The sequence below is a fragment of the Proteinivorax tanatarense genome (genome assembly GCF_040267685.1).
Taxonomy (GTDB): domain Bacteria; phylum Bacillota; class Proteinivoracia; order Proteinivoracales; family Proteinivoracaceae; genus Proteinivorax; species Proteinivorax tanatarense.
Window position 1 is genome coordinate 2,612,420 of sequence record NZ_CP158367.1, and the last position, 14,710, is coordinate 2,627,129.

The window sequence follows — 14,710 nt, forward strand, 5'->3', positions numbered from 1 at the left end:
ATAGGAAACTGGTTCACTTTTAACTAAACACCTGTTTGCAATATCTGTCCTATTCACAAGATCAGTAAGAGTCAATTCTCAAAAAACAAAAGATATTTGAGGATTTTAAACAGTATTTGAAATCTTTATCCCAGAATCCAACTATATATCATAATTTATATATTTGTTTCCTTATAGTGTTCTCTCAAAGACTTAGGACATCATCTAAGCAACGGCTTTATCCACACATCGAACTATCATTAGCATTGATTTTGATACCGTAACACTACCATCTCGTTCATATAACTTATTTTTCACTTTTACACACTTATCCGTTTTTGTCAAGCAATTTTACTTTAAATATTACTCTAGTATGTACATTTATATAATAGTCTGATAAAATTAGAAAAAATAGTGAAAAGAGGTGGAAAATTGGCTAAGAAAGGGGCAAAAAAATATAACTATGATGCTAATGAGAAATTTATTGAGTATGAGGAAGAAATCGCAAAGAATCCAGCTTACGAGGGGATGCCTGATTTAAGACTCGATGATGGTAGCATTCAATGGGAAGCACCCTCTAATAGAGGGTCCGGTAAATTTCAATTTACTCATAATAAGCGCTTATCATGGTGGAAGAAGAAGGCCAGTCAAGTTGGAATTAGCACATCAGCAAACCATTGGATAAGTACAGTGGCAAAAACCATACATCCTACTGGACGTAAACCCTGTAAAGTTTGCGGCAATGTCATGGATATTAGATATAGTTACTTATCAAGCAATTTTATAAAACGTGTTAGAAAGCTAGACTACGTTGATGATACATTTGAAATCTCTGATTTAACACATGTCCTCGACTTCATCGTATCTTTCTATGACACTTACGGAGCACAAATATTTGATGATTTACCAGTATTATTTAAATGCAAACAATTTCCTACTTTTTCGGAAATTCCAAACTCTATTGATTCTTGGACAGATTGGTTAGATAAAGTCTATATAGCTGCAGAACCCAGCATGCTCGGTCCAGGAGCAATGTCTAATGCTCCAGACCGACTTGATGGTTTTCACTCTTTTAATCGATGTTGTAGAAGCAATGCTGATAAAGGTAGGTCCAAAGAAAATTTAGCTTCATATTCAACAGACAGGCGAGCATTTGAAAACTGGGTTGATGGAAATTGGATTACTGCAAACAAACTAATGGGATACATTAGCTCCAATTCAAAAATCAAAAAGGAACCTTGCGCAAATGATGGTGATGGACATACGCACCCTCGCCCATGTAGTGCAGATCATATTGGACCGATTTCACTAGGGTTTAGTCATCGCCCAGAATTCCAGTTGCTTTGTGCGCCTTGCAATAGTGCCAAGAATAATAGAATGTACTATTCTGATGTAAAACACTTAATTGAAGCTGAATCAAAAGGTGAAAAAGTTGTAACTTGGTATGCACAGTCTATATGGAAGTACACCAAGGATAAAGTCTTTGATACTGAAACAGCATTAAGATTAACAAGAGTTATGAGGGATAATCGGAATGTAGCAATGATGTTATTGAATGAATTTCTGGTGAATAAACACTATTTGTTTCTACTCACTTTTTTAAACTTGAGCTATGCAAATTTCGACTATAAACTCAATACGGCAGAAATTAACAATCACATTGTGAAAGCCAATTTCAGCGATACAGCCAGTACATTAAAATATGTCAACATACAAAAGATACGTAAAATAAGGATAGCTTTTGAATCATTAGCAGAGTATGCTAATAAAGAAAATCGTAATGGATATCTCTTCACTAATGATTCAATTGAGAATTTAAAAAACTCAGCTTTAGACAATTTAGAAGATACATCTAGGGATATTCAGCAAATAAATAATAAACTTATTTCAATCCTTGACTATGATGATATGAAAGATATTGACCTCGAGGAATTTTTAAACGAGATAGATTATGAGTTAATAGAGAATTACCCTGATTTTGTTAAAGTTAAAAATACTATGTTCAAAATTATGGATATGACCGCAAAAACGTTATCAGACAACTGGGACGACAGCAGGTATTCAAGAGAATAAATTGTTAAAGGCAGCAAACCAATTAATAGGTTTACTGCCCTTTTTATTTAATATTAAATAAATACTCTTCTGCTGATAATCCGCCCCTCATAAATTGCTGATATACATTTCTAGGTTCTGATGCATAATTTCTATCACTACCATCTTCGGTTGGCTCAATTTTAGGCAAATCTGAAAGTGCATCTTCTACACTTATTGCTCTATGTAGTGAACACTCCTCTTTGAATTTTGGGTTCTTTGTTATAGGCTCCATCTTCATAGTATCTACCCATTCATTTTTTCCACCCACAATGATAACTCTTTCTCTTCTTTGAGGTATACCATACTCAACACTGTTCAACTTATCTATTTTTAGTGATCCAACATGCTGACTTAGGTCATCTCTTATCATTTCTAGAAATTTTCCCTTTTCTAAGTTAAAAATCCCTGTAACATTTTCAAATATAAAACCTTCTGGCTTAATTTCTTCTAAGATTTTAGAATAGCCTTTAAATAGCCAGTTTCTGTAATCATCCGCTCCCCTTCTAGTATTAGCAGTTGAAAATCCTTGACATGGCGGCCCTCCTAAAACAAAAAGTGGCAAATGGGGATTTTTTTTCTTAGCTTCTTTACATCTATCTACAATATACGCCACAACTTCATTATCGTTAATGTCTCCCAAAATTGCATCTTCACCAATATTAATTTTGTGAGTTTCGATAGCATACTTATCAATATCATTTGCAACAATAGCTTTCCAACCCGACCAAATAAAACCTAATGCTAGTCCTCCAGCACCACTAAACAAGTCAACAAATTGTCCTTTAAATGGAATCCTTTCGGCAATTTGATATGCTAGTAGTGGCGGAACTGCATTTCCTATTTGATTATTAACGGCTGTTTTAGAGCCCACAAAAGTAAAACTATCTGGGAATGATTGTAACCTAGCTGCCTCTCTTTGTGAAAGTGTTCTATTCTGTTCATAGTGAATGTGACATCCATTACCCGGTCTGGTAAAATAGGTGTTTATTGTGTAGGATGGCATTTCACTTCTTAACCTGCCATAGTAAGTTGATCTGCTGCCTTTCCCATCTTTATAGCTCTGCCTTATTTGTTCTAATCTTTTAGAAGGTACGTATTCAGGTATGTTCTTCCAATTTCCACCTTGAGGAACATGACTTATTATTTCCAAATCTAACTCACTTAACTTTGAAGCATAATGGTTACCTATCATAATCCACCAACCTTTCATAATTCAGAATCCTATTTGCGCTTCTGCGTAATAGTTCCTTCTCGTCTTCATCTATCTGGAAAATTGATAGTAAGTCAAAAAATTCATCTTTGCTTAGTTTGTAAATTTTAGCTACTGTACACTCTAAATCTTGCTCTGTGATTTTCTCACCTTCTAAAAATTTATCATACATGGCAGCAATGTATTCTGTATGTTTATCTATCTTAGGAATTTTAAGCTTCTTTATTATTCCAGCTGATACATGATTTGTTGTTAAAAGAGCTCTTACCTGCATTTCAAAAACGAAAGAATTCATTATTACGAGTAACGCCTTTAGCAAATTCAAATTATCACTTCCTAAGTACGCTGTCCCTAATGAATTTCCTGCTATATAGCCTTTTTTAACAATAGCTGCTTTCATTGTTCGTTTTGAAGATAATCTTGCAACATCACGCCACACAATTTTGTCTTTATATACTGATGCAGGAACAGTAACAATAGATTCATCAATATACTTAATCGGATTTATATCAATTCCAAATCTGTCAACCATATATCCTTTGATAAAAACAATATTCCCGGTTTCTTTCAGTTTTTCTGAGATGCGCGTTTCATCGATCTCTCTCGTAAACTTTACCCCCCACAAGCTTGAGTAATATTCTATTGTCCTAAACTGCTCAAATTTCATCAGTAACGGAATTTTTTCAATGCCAATAGCAAATGGAAACGTATATGACTGTTGCTTAATATAATCATACTCACTCTCATTTAACAAGTGTGTCCTACATTCTAATTCCCGATTGAATAAAGATACACAAATGTTTGGTTCTTCTTCACCTTTTTTTAATACCATTGATATACTTGATGTATCAGCCTTTCCATATAGTTTAGCTTCTGCAGGATAATAGTTAATATTAAACACTTTATGATTTTGAAAAATCCACCTTCTTAATGGCACAGAAACCTGGTCACTAAGCAAGGAAGCCGGGGAAACTAATCCACACACACCTTTTTGTTGTACAAGGTGCAAAGCAACTTCCACACCACATCTTGATAGATTCGTTCCCCATTTCCCGAATTTTGATGTCGGTTGTGACAAGTAGAACTCTTGCTTCATATAGCTATCATAAGTGCTTATAGCTGCTTTGTATTCTTCAATTTTTATCTCATTGTGTTTTGAGTTGAATACCTTTTGAGGTTTTAATATTCCCCAAGGAGGGTTTGTAATACAAATATCAAACCCACAAGAAAATGACCTATAATTTATATATGCATCTGCAACTCTCTTTGTTGTAGATATATCAACCGAGTATTGGGTAGCTGTTTCTTTTATTCCTTTTTCGGCTTCCTGAACATTATCTAAAGAGATGTCCCATATTTCAATTTCAAGTTTTATATCTTTAAGACCCTTTTCAGATAACAATTCAATAAATAACTTCAGTAGTCTTCCATCGCCGCAAAATGGATCAATTATCTTGATTGTAGGCTGATTAAAATGATAATTCTCAATAACTTCAGTTATCATTTTACGTGCAACATTAAAATTTGTGTAAAATTGACCTAATATCTTAGCAGTTTCAAACTCTCCAAGAACATTTTTTTCTATAAAATCATAGTATTGTTTGCTGAATATTTCGGTATGAAGTTTTGTAATAGAATTCAATTTACCCCTCCTTTCGAGATTAAATATACCATAAAGTTTGGATTTTATCCAGTTAGATTTAGTAGTGTAGTCATATGCTGATATACAAATTGTGACTTTACTTTTGCAAAATAGTTTAAATATAAAACAAACCCCCAACTACAATGGTGAGCATATCTCCTTCCAGTATTTAAACTACCTTAATACACACTTGAAATCTATACTATATCGCATAAACTCATCCTTATAACCCTCCTAAAACACCGTAAGCACACCATTCTTAAGGAGTTTGAAACTACTTTCATGTCAAGTAATACTACGGCTTCAGCATGTGTTTTCTTCGCAAACAAAAACAAAACCACACATCTATTCTATCTCCACAACCCTATAAAATTATCTAACGTGTCAACTCAACCCTGTATCATTTTTAATAGTAGATATTTTTCCATACACCTAAAAAAAAACAATGGTTTAATAGATTGAAAATCTGTTTTAAAGTTCTCCACTCTTAAAACTCCATGTTTAGCAACGCTTTAATATATGAATAACCGGAATTTTGTGATATTCTTTATTTATAGTTAAACAATAAAATAGTAGAGAGGAGAAAAATTATGTCCATAACCCCAGATAACGTTGTAACCGTCGGTTCCATTGTAAACTTGATAAACGCACTTTCAAAAGTGGAAGAATATCCATATATTAACGCTTCTACACAAACAGTTGTATCCATCGAAGATGTAACCACGCCTTATGGTCCTATTATGATTAAACGCTGGAATCCAGCAAAAGGAGAAACAAGAAAGACCTCTACTGTCCAGTCAATATCCATGGCTATGATTAACCGTATCGCCAATGCAATCTCCGAAGGGACGCCTATTAATATTGATAGAATCCTTGGTGCATCTTATAATACCAGATCAGCGTTGGAAACACTTCTTTGCCATACGCCCCCCTTTTATTACTGCTATCCCGGTCGCATAGAATTAATGCAAGGAAAAACAAAAATTAAGTCTGGTCACAAACATATAATTTATTTGCCTGAAGAACCACATACTTTAGGAAAACTATGTGAGAAAGACTTGGAGCATCTTGAAATCAATGAAATTCCTTCTAAGAATGTGGTTTATAATGCTTTAGAACTGCCTACAAGCACTACAAGAACAGGCAAAGTAGATACAGATGAAGTAAAAATTCATTCTCAAATGCAAATGGCCATCTATGAAATTGGTTCCTGTTTTTCGTTAAAAACTTTTATTGCCCAAAACGACACTGGAATTCGCTATAAGGGAAAATCACTTTCTGAGCATGATAATATTGTTACTAAATTAAACGACATTCCTACCATAGGTGCCTTCAGTGGTGCTGTAGATGCCGGGAAGCATATTGATGCAATCTGGCTTGGAGATAAAAGCATACCAGCTGTATTTGAAGTTGAGCAATCTACTGGAGTTACCCCTGGTTTGACTCGCATGTCCAATTTCAAAAAGACTTTACCAGAATATAGTAGCATGCGATATGTCATTGTAGCCCCCGATGAGATGCGCGACAAGGTCGTGCGAGAAATCAACAAACCTGAATTCTCTCATCTCCGTGCATTTTATATGCCCTATACTGCCGTTAGTGAATTGTTGGGCCTTTGTCAAGAGCGTAGACTCAAGGGAATAACAGAGGAGTTCCTTGAATCGTTCTTAGACGATGTATATGGTAACTGATTAAAAAGACACTGCACTTCTCTTTAGGTAAGAAGTGCAGTGTCTTTTTGTTAATTCCGAACATTCAGTTCTAAAAGATAGTCATTTATGGTTCTTGCTATTCCACTTGAAAGTATATATGGAACACCATTTCCTATTGTCTTAAACATGCTTGTCAAAGACATGTCCGGTGGCAAAACAAAGTTTTCCGGCAATGATTGAATCGCCAATACTTCAGCTACAGATAGTCTTCTCGCATAGTACGGGTGAAGATGAACCTCATTATTCCCGTACGCTGCAGTTGGAGAGTACCTCCACCGATGTAGTCTTTTATAACTTTTTTTACTGCTATCCCCTTCTTGATATCGTTGCATCTTAGGCAAGCCAGCTCTCGGAGTAAAGTAGTGCTTTGCATTCGGATGAGTATTTACGTGATTCGTCTCAAACCAATGTTGGACAGTTAGCTCTCGTGGTATTCCAGAAGGCATTGGTCTTTCGCCACCCTCCAAAAAATCTTGTGGTTCAGGCCAGTCATAACGATTTATATCTTCCATTGTATATATCTGACGACTCTGCCAAGGAAAATCTACTAGGGTGCCGCCTCGTCGACTATTATCAAGAAGTTCACTTTTTACCCCAAATAGAAGAATCCTCTCCCTGTCTTGGGGAACACCAAACTCCAACGCATTAACTAATTTTTCAGTCGTTTTATATCCAGCATTATGCAACATTATCTTTAACTCATCATAAAATTGTCTGTGACGCTTTGTTTTCCATAATCCTTTTACATTTTCAAAAAGGAAGAAGTCCGGCTGTCGTTGAATAATCAGATTAATATACGAAAGTGATAATTTCCCATTTTCTCCTTCTCTTCCTCTATTCTTGCCCCCAACAGAAAAATCAGGGCACGGCGGACCACCGATGAATCCCACCAGTTCTCCACTATCTTTAACTGCATTAATATTATTAATTAATTCATTTCGTTTTGTTTCTTCATTTAGAAATGCATTGATATCACCGTTGTCATATCCATATACCGGTGGATTCATTCCAATTTGTTGTCTAGAATATTGATATGCTCGCATAAATTCTGGATCAATCTCGTTGACAAATACTATTTCAAAACCATTTGTTTCAAATCCCAAATCTAAAAAACCACTTCCTGAAAAGAACGAAAATATCTTCACTATCTTATCTCATCTCCTCTTTAAAAGTACATTATATTAACATTTACCCATAATTGCAAGGAAAACATTGGATACTAACAGTTCACTCCTTTTATGGCATAAGCTATTACTATATATCTCATAAAAATAGTTATGTTTCAAGATTATTTTTTAAAATTTCACAGGTTTGCCTGTTTTAATTTTATGAGGGTATTGCTCAACTCGACAGTCTAAATAACATATAATGTTTTTCACGAGGTGTAATTTTTCTATTTGTAACAATTGTATCATTTTAGCAAATTAAAATTAATGCACTCCACACAACTTACCAAATAATAATCTTGTCAACTCAACCTCCTTCAAGATAGGCGTTATCTAATCTGTCAACTCAATCCTATCGCTTTCAGGGCAGTTGATATGTTCCCGTAAACAGCAAAATTAAGGGTTTCCTGATATGAGCACCTCCGGCAAGATGGCCGCGAGAAAAACTCAATATCTGGATCCCCTTTGTTTATAGGCTTTTCCAGCACTTCTATTTATCTACTCTTGACATCAACACCACACACTCAACATGGGCTGTGTGGGGAAACATATCTACTGGTTGTATTTCTTTTACCTTATATCCATGCTTAATTAAAAACTTAATATCTCTTGATTGAGTTATAGGGTTGCAGGATATGTATATTACCTTTTTGGGGCTTATTTTTACTAGTGACGATAGAAACCTTTCGTCGCTGCCGCTTCTTGGTGGATCCATTACTACTACGTCTAGTTTTTGCCCTTCTTCTTTCATGTGGAGCATAAATTCTCCGGCATCTCCTTCGTAAAAGCGGGCGTTTTGGACTTTGTTTAGTTTGGCATTTTTTATTGAGTCTTTTACTGCATCTTTGTTAAGCTCTACTCCTATTACTGATTTTACTTTCTCGCTTAGGATTATGCCTATTGTTCCGATGCCGGAGTAAGCATCCATGACCACTTCATTTCCTTTAAAATTTGCCATTTCTATGGCTTTGCCGTATAGTTTTTCTGTTTGGGTGGGGTTTACTTGGTAGAAGGATTTTGATGATATATTAAAGGTGTATCCGCATAATGTGTCCTTTATGGTTCCTTTGCCGTAAATGACTTTTTCTCTGTTTCCTAACACCATGCTGGTTCTTTTGCTGTTTATGTTTTGGATGATTGTTGTTATTTCAGGGTGCTTTTTACGGAGTGCTTTTATAAAGTTATTTTTTGATGGAAACATGGGGCCTATTGTAACTAGTACTACCATTACTTCCTTTGTGGCAAATCCTACTTTAACTAGCACGTGTCTTATAAGTCCTGTGTCTCTTTCTTCGTCATAAGCTTTCAATTTAAAGGATTTCATAAGTTCTCTTATGGTTTTGTTTATCTCATCTGACTTGCTGCTTTGAATGAGGCACCTTTCAACAGGGATTACTCTGTGACTTTGCTCTTCGTAAAAACCCGATACTATCTCTTTGTTTTTGTAGGAGTATGTAGCGTGTATTTTGTTGCGATAGTCATAGGGGTTGTCCATCTTAATGATAGGGTTTGCTTTGCCAAAGGGTTTCATTAATCTTTCTACCAAACTCTGTTTTAGCTGGGCTTGATCTTCATATGATATGTGCTGGAGCTGACATCCTCCACATTTTTCATAATGTTTGCATTTGGCTTTAATTCTTTTGGCGGACGGTTTTATAACCTTTAAAATCTTTCCTGTGATGAACTTCCCTTTTTTAATGATTTCAATTTTTGCAGTTTCGCCTTTTAGAAGGTTGGGGATGGGTATCTGTTGATTGTTGTAAGATATGATGCCTTTTCCTTCTGAATCATAGTCTATACAGTTAGCTTCTATTGTTTCTTTTTTTGAGGAGGGTTTGTGTCCTCTTTTTTTGTTGTTGTAGTTTCTGTTGGAGTTTCTTGTTTTCTTCATTTTATTTCATCCTTTATACTGATATTATGGGTAGCCATATACTAACGGGTTGACACTAAAGGTCAAGCCTACCTCTGCGGGGGAGTTCCTTTCTGCTGCTTACACAGGCTGGCCTGCCCCCTTGCCTATGCTTTAAATTTTCTCTATCAACACCACGCACTCTACATGACCCGAGTTGATGGCATTGATGTCATTAGTGTTATCGGTATAAGGAAACATATCCATAGCATTTTTAGCACTATCGGTATGTGGGAATATATCCACTATATCCGTAAACAAAACACATTATGCTCATAAATTCATCGACAAATTGGAATTATTCTAAAGAATTTTCTTTCCAAATCTTTCGTAATGTCATCATACTGTAAATGTAAGAATATGTAGTTTTATTTTTATTTCAGCCTAATAACACATCTACGGTTTTGTCGAATTTTCCTTTATCAAAGGAATAGTACATAATCAGTGTTTTTTTTACCTCAAATATTGTATAGCAAGTGCAATTAGTGATAAACAACGATTGAAAAGATAGTCGTAATAACGGACATTAGTAATATCAATCTTATTAGTTTCATGATGCCGTATGCGATATTTATTTCCAATGTCCGTCAACATCTTAAATTCATTATTAAACAAATCGGCAAAATCATCATTTCCATTAGCCATATCATTTACTATTTTTTCTGATGAATGTTTCTTATCTAATGTTGTATAGTAAGTTTTTAGACGTTCTAACGCATCCCATATCTTTTCCACTGAATCTTGTCGTGCTGCAGAATTTGGTGTCTTATATAATGCAACAGCATCTTTCAACAACTCTCTTGTTCCTACTTCATGTACTGCTGCAAAATTGCTTTCAATTTCCGTTGTAAGTGGGCTGTTCTCAACAATTCTTTCTATAATCTTTTCATCAGTTAGTTCATAAAGTAATCCCGACTCAGTAAATATTTCATTTATTGCCTCTTGGAAATTTTTAAATATATCTGAAGAATTAAGACAGTCTATCGTTTGGTAGTTTCGGTATTTCTCATTATTCCATCGTTCAGAGATATCCTTAATATTTTGTGCAAAGAACTCAATGAGGTCTAAAAGTGCATACTGATCATATTCATCGTCATATGCTGGCGTGCAAATCCTATCATACTCATCCCGAAAAAGAGACGGGATTCTTATTTTAATTCTAGTTATAAATCCTTTTTCATCAAATGCAACATAATTACTATCTGTAAAGTCATGATGACAGTTTAGAGTGAAAATATGTGTTAAGTTTTTTTGATACCTTTTACAGCAATCTAAAATTAATGAATACATATCTCTGTTAATAGAATATGTCTTTTCCAGTGGTGCTCTTATACCATGCCTTTCAGAATATAATTTCATAAGCCATCTCCTAATTTCCTATTTATCAGTTATTATACAGGTAACTTTCATTTCGCCATTTAATACATCTACACATATGGATCTAAGAGGAGTTGATTTGTTCCCTTTTTACGCTCCTCATCAATTATTAAATCACATGTCAATTTATCTATGTCGGAGAAATCCATATTCGATTTAAATCCTTTATCTGGTTCTAACCATTGATCACTCATCAGTCTATCAAATGTTGCTTCACAACTCCTCCTAGGGCACCTCCCTATTGTTGTTGTAAAAAAACTGTTATGATACGAATAATGATGCGTATGAATAAAATCTTCCCACGACTCTATAACCTCATATTCATCACGCAAATCAACTATTTCTATTTCCTCATACTTTCTCTCTTCTGCCGCACCCCATGCTTTTTTCAACATTGCAATAGCTTCTACATCACTTTTAGGTGCACTATATCCGAAAATAGTAACCATATATGCTACCTCTAACGCATTATTCAATGATTTCCAAGACTTTGATATAGATATATCACTGGCATAATCTTTATTCTTTATTGGAAATAATAGCTTTGTTGGAGCAAGGGGGTTACCACATCTACATGGCATCCCAACATTGCCCATAACATTATCCTCTAAACAACACCCAACTGCAACATTTCCATGTAAAAAAGCTAACTGTGGCAGATTGGTAGTATAAGCCATAGCGCGAGCATAAGCCTGAACCAATAACGGATCCCAATTAAAGGTTGCAATTAAATCCTTTGAAGTTAGTCCCATAATCAAATAGTCATAAACTGTAGGACTTTCAGGCAACTTGAAGCTTGTCATGTAGTCATGGATGACTTCCTCTAATTCATGCTTGACATCCATGCAATTAGGCTCTGTTTTACTGCGCTCATCAAGTTCCATATAAATATCTTCTAAATTCCCCGAAGAAGTGTTTATATTAATTTTTTCTAGTATATCTGTCAATCCAAGCTTTTCAATGAAACCATTCATTGCAGATATTTTTCTGCCATTCTTGTCTCCATTTGGGATTGCTGCACAACTCGCACCTGCACCCAGTATAACAACATGTGGTCTGCTCTTCATGTAATATTCATAATCATACAAATCCTTTGGTGTTGGATAAACATCCTTCATTCTCCATTTCATCCCCTTTACCTTGATAAACTTAGGAAATCTTGTATCACTTCTTCAAGTAATCTATTTACACCTTTCATGTTGTCCACTCCTAAACAATCTCAATATCAACAGCATTGTTAATATAATTATATACTTCATGGCATCAATATTCAATTAACTTCAGACAAAGGACCACCAATCAAGCTCTGTCTCTTGATTGGTGGTCAGCTAAAAGCGCTATTTTTTATACCTCACTCTCGACTCCGGACTTAAATTCAACCTTAAACTTCTCTTCAAAAACTGTCACTTTCTCAATAAGCCTTCTTACCAGCTGCTCATCATATTCTTCCAACTCTTCTGTTTGCTCATCTATAAACTCAGCCATCTTAGCGATACGTTGCCTTTTTCCTTCACGCTCTGCATTGTCAACCATTGCAGAAAAAAGGGGGTCAGGCTTTTGATATTTCAATATAGCAAATAAAGATCGGGTAGGAGCTGAATAATTATTTTATTCAGCGTCCTCTCACACCACCGTACGTACGGTTCGGTATACGGCGGTTCATTAAGAATTATGCATTAGATGATATCTATTAGATATGCTTTTGTATCCTAGATTCTCAAGATATTTATTATTTAGAGTTGTATTTAAAATTGGGCTGTTGGATATTCTCCAATAGCCTTTTCTCGTATTAGCAAATTCCCATGCCTTATATTTTGGTAGTCCCAGTTTCATAAGGTTCTTACCTTTGGTTTTAACCTTTCTACACTGTTTCCAGATACATGCTCTCAGCCTGCGTCTAACCCACATTTCTAGCATAGAGATTTTCTTTGTAGTTTTAGCAACTGCAAAATAATTGACCCAACCTACGGTGTAGTAGTTTAATTCCGTTAATCTAGAGTCCATACTCCTAAAAATATGGGTAGGTTCTTCTTTAATCAACCTTGTTCAGCAGACAGACGCACTCCACATGTCCGCTGTGAGGGAACATGTCCACTGGTTGAACTTGCTTTATCTCATACTTCCCTTCCTGGCATAGATGCTTTAAATCTCTAGCTAAGGTTGAGGGATTGCAGGATACGTAAACTATCCTTTGCGGTGATATCTTTTGTATTGCCTCTAACAGCTTTTCATCGCACCCTTTTCTTGGTGGGTCTACTACTACCACATCATATTTTTCTCCTTTTTTAGCTTCATCCACTATAACTTCTTCCGCTTTTCCTACTTTAAAGTGGGCATTTTTTATGCCGTTTATTTTTGCATTTTCCTTTGCATCTTCTATGGCTTGTGGCACTATTTCCACTCCTAACACCTCTTTTGCTTGCTGGGCTAAAAATAGTGAGATGCTGCCTATGCCGCAGTATGCGTCTAACACTTTTTCTTTGCCGGTGAGGTTAGCGTACTCTAAGGTTTTTCCATAAAGGATTTCCATTCCCTTAGGATTAACCTGAAAAAATGATAACGGCGATATTTTATACTGTATGCCAGTTACTTTTTCTGTTATATGTCCATTTCCAAACATCGTTATGTTCTTGCGTCCCATAACGACGTTGGTTTTTTTAGAGTTTATATTAAAAACTAAGGTATCTACCACTTTTAACCTTTTAATACTATCAACAAGCTCTTTCTTTCTATGAAAATCCTCTTTTGTAACTACTATTATCACCATTAGTTCGTCGGTGTTAAAACCTACTTTAGTCACTATGTGACGAACTATGCCTTTACCTGTCTTTTCGTTGTATGTAGGTATGTTAAGCTCATGGAGCTTTCTAGAAATTGAGTCGAGCACTTCATTACTTTTAGGGTGCTGAATGTGGCAGTTTTCCAACGGCACTATTTCGTGACTTTTCGGTTTATAAAAGCCTGCCACTGTTTTACCATCAACTATACCTACCGGAGATTGAACTTTGTTGCGATATTTTTTATCTCCAGCAGTTAGAGTTTGATGCACGGTTACACTTTGAAAACCACCTATTCTTTCTAATGCATCTTTTACTAGCTTTTGTTTAAGCTTAAGCTGATATGAATAATCAGTATGCTGAAGATTGCAACCACCGCATTTTTCATAAGTTGGACAATTTGGTTTTATTCTATGAGGTGATGGATTTATAATTTTTTGAATTAAGCCTCGTCCGTAATTTTTCTTTATGCTAATTATTTCTATTTCCACCTTATCTTCAGGAAGGCCTTGGGGCACAAAAACCGTAAAACCATCTATTTTTCCCACGCCTTCTCCTTTATGAGTAATATCTTCAATGGTGGCTGTATATTTTTTGCCTGTTAGCAACTTTGACATATAAAATTCTCCCTCACTTTTCTTCTTTTTCCTCACAACTATTATAACTGTTTTAAGGGTGAAAACAAAATCAAAAATACTCCTTCTTTTAGCAGCTTAATTGAGATTGCCTGCTGCTATAAGAAGGAGCAACTTATCTTATATTACTTTCTGATTATGTTATAACATAATTTCTTTAAGCACTCTTTATTTTTGATAGGTTGACCAACCTAACATATCGTAAATTA

Annotated in this window: 12 protein-coding genes; 2 read left to right on the forward strand and 10 right to left on the reverse strand. The window is 35.2% G+C overall.

Annotated features, from left to right (window positions below; translation table 11 throughout):
- Positions 1 to 411 precede the first annotated feature (411 nt).
- Positions 412 to 2,052, forward strand: a complete 1,641-nt coding sequence (locus PRVXT_RS12810; RefSeq protein WP_350343256.1) for an Alw26I/Eco31I/Esp3I family type II restriction endonuclease — start codon at positions 412 to 414, stop codon at positions 2,050 to 2,052.
- A 43-nt stretch (positions 2,053 to 2,095) separates the two neighbouring features.
- Here PRVXT_RS12810 and dcm read toward each other — a convergent pair whose 3' ends face one another.
- On the reverse strand, positions 2,096 to 3,265 hold the full coding sequence (gene dcm / locus PRVXT_RS12815) for a DNA (cytosine-5-)-methyltransferase (RefSeq protein ID WP_350343257.1): 1,170 nt from the start codon (positions 3,263 to 3,265) through the stop codon (positions 2,096 to 2,098).
- Positions 3,255 to 4,925, reverse strand: coding sequence for an Alw26I/Eco31I/Esp3I family type II restriction adenine-specific DNA-methyltransferase (locus PRVXT_RS12820; RefSeq protein ID WP_350343258.1), 1,671 nt, complete (start codon positions 4,923 to 4,925; stop codon positions 3,255 to 3,257). The genes dcm and PRVXT_RS12820 overlap by 11 nt, the downstream gene beginning before the upstream one ends.
- Positions 4,926 to 5,515: 590 nt before the next feature.
- Here PRVXT_RS12820 and PRVXT_RS12825 point away from each other — a divergent pair.
- Entirely contained in the window at positions 5,516 to 6,616 is a 1,101-nt protein-coding gene (locus tag PRVXT_RS12825) for a hypothetical protein (RefSeq protein WP_350343259.1), read from the forward strand.
- A 50-nt stretch (positions 6,617 to 6,666) separates the two neighbouring features.
- Here the strand turns inward: PRVXT_RS12825 and PRVXT_RS12830 are convergent, their stop codons facing one another.
- The 8 genes from PRVXT_RS12830 to rlmD (PRVXT_RS12865) form a co-directional block, all read right to left on the reverse strand.
- The gene (locus tag PRVXT_RS12830) at positions 6,667 to 7,782 is read right to left on the reverse strand and encodes a DNA cytosine methyltransferase (protein ID WP_350343260.1); all 1,116 of its coding nucleotides are present in this window, start codon (positions 7,780 to 7,782) and stop codon (positions 6,667 to 6,669) included.
- A 511-nt stretch (positions 7,783 to 8,293) separates the two neighbouring features.
- Positions 8,294 to 9,694, reverse strand: coding sequence for a 23S rRNA (uracil(1939)-C(5))-methyltransferase RlmD (gene rlmD, locus PRVXT_RS12835; protein WP_350343261.1), 1,401 nt, complete (start codon positions 9,692 to 9,694; stop codon positions 8,294 to 8,296).
- Between the two features lie 132 nt (positions 9,695 to 9,826).
- A complete protein-coding gene (locus PRVXT_RS12840; RefSeq protein WP_350343262.1) occupies positions 9,827 to 9,958 on the reverse strand; it encodes a hypothetical protein in 132 nt (43 codons plus the stop codon).
- A 207-nt stretch (positions 9,959 to 10,165) separates the two neighbouring features.
- Positions 10,166 to 11,071 (reverse strand): AbiJ-NTD4 domain-containing protein, encoded by a 906-nt coding sequence (locus PRVXT_RS12845; RefSeq protein ID WP_350343263.1) that lies wholly within the window; start codon positions 11,069 to 11,071, stop codon positions 10,166 to 10,168.
- Positions 11,072 to 11,139: 68 nt separating this feature from the next.
- The gene (locus tag PRVXT_RS12850; protein WP_350343264.1) at positions 11,140 to 12,207 is read right to left on the reverse strand and encodes a hypothetical protein; all 1,068 of its coding nucleotides are present in this window, start codon (positions 12,205 to 12,207) and stop codon (positions 11,140 to 11,142) included.
- A gap of 226 nt (positions 12,208 to 12,433) precedes the next feature.
- A complete protein-coding gene (locus tag PRVXT_RS12855) occupies positions 12,434 to 12,658 on the reverse strand; it encodes a hypothetical protein (RefSeq protein WP_350343265.1) in 225 nt (74 codons plus the stop codon).
- 93 nt (positions 12,659 to 12,751) lie between these two features.
- Positions 12,752 to 13,093, reverse strand: a complete 342-nt coding sequence (locus PRVXT_RS12860; protein WP_350343266.1) for a group II intron maturase-specific domain-containing protein — start codon at positions 13,091 to 13,093, stop codon at positions 12,752 to 12,754.
- A 28-nt stretch (positions 13,094 to 13,121) separates the two neighbouring features.
- A complete protein-coding gene (gene rlmD / locus PRVXT_RS12865; protein WP_350343267.1) occupies positions 13,122 to 14,483 on the reverse strand; it encodes a 23S rRNA (uracil(1939)-C(5))-methyltransferase RlmD in 1,362 nt (453 codons plus the stop codon).
- Positions 14,484 to 14,710 lie beyond the last annotated feature (227 nt).

What these genes read in the sequence shown, in the direction of transcription:
- dcm (WP_350343257.1), bottom strand. Translation starts at nt 3,265, where the DNA reads ATGATAGGTAACCATTATGCTTCAAAGTTAAGTGAGTTAGATTTGGAA.
- PRVXT_RS12825 (WP_350343259.1), top strand. Translation starts at nt 5,516, where the DNA reads ATGTCCATAACCCCAGATAACGTTGTAACCGTCGGTTCCATTGTAAAC.
- rlmD (WP_350343261.1), bottom strand. Translation starts at nt 9,694, where the DNA reads ATGAAGAAAACAAGAAACTCCAACAGAAACTACAACAACAAAAAAAGA.
- PRVXT_RS12845 (WP_350343263.1), bottom strand. Translation starts at nt 11,071, where the DNA reads ATGAAATTATATTCTGAAAGGCATGGTATAAGAGCACCACTGGAAAAG.
- PRVXT_RS12850 (WP_350343264.1), bottom strand. Translation starts at nt 12,207, where the DNA reads ATGAAGGATGTTTATCCAACACCAAAGGATTTGTATGATTATGAATAT.
- PRVXT_RS12860 (WP_350343266.1), bottom strand. Translation starts at nt 13,093, where the DNA reads ATGGACTCTAGATTAACGGAATTAAACTACTACACCGTAGGTTGGGTC.
- rlmD (WP_350343267.1), bottom strand. Translation starts at nt 14,483, where the DNA reads ATGTCAAAGTTGCTAACAGGCAAAAAATATACAGCCACCATTGAAGAT.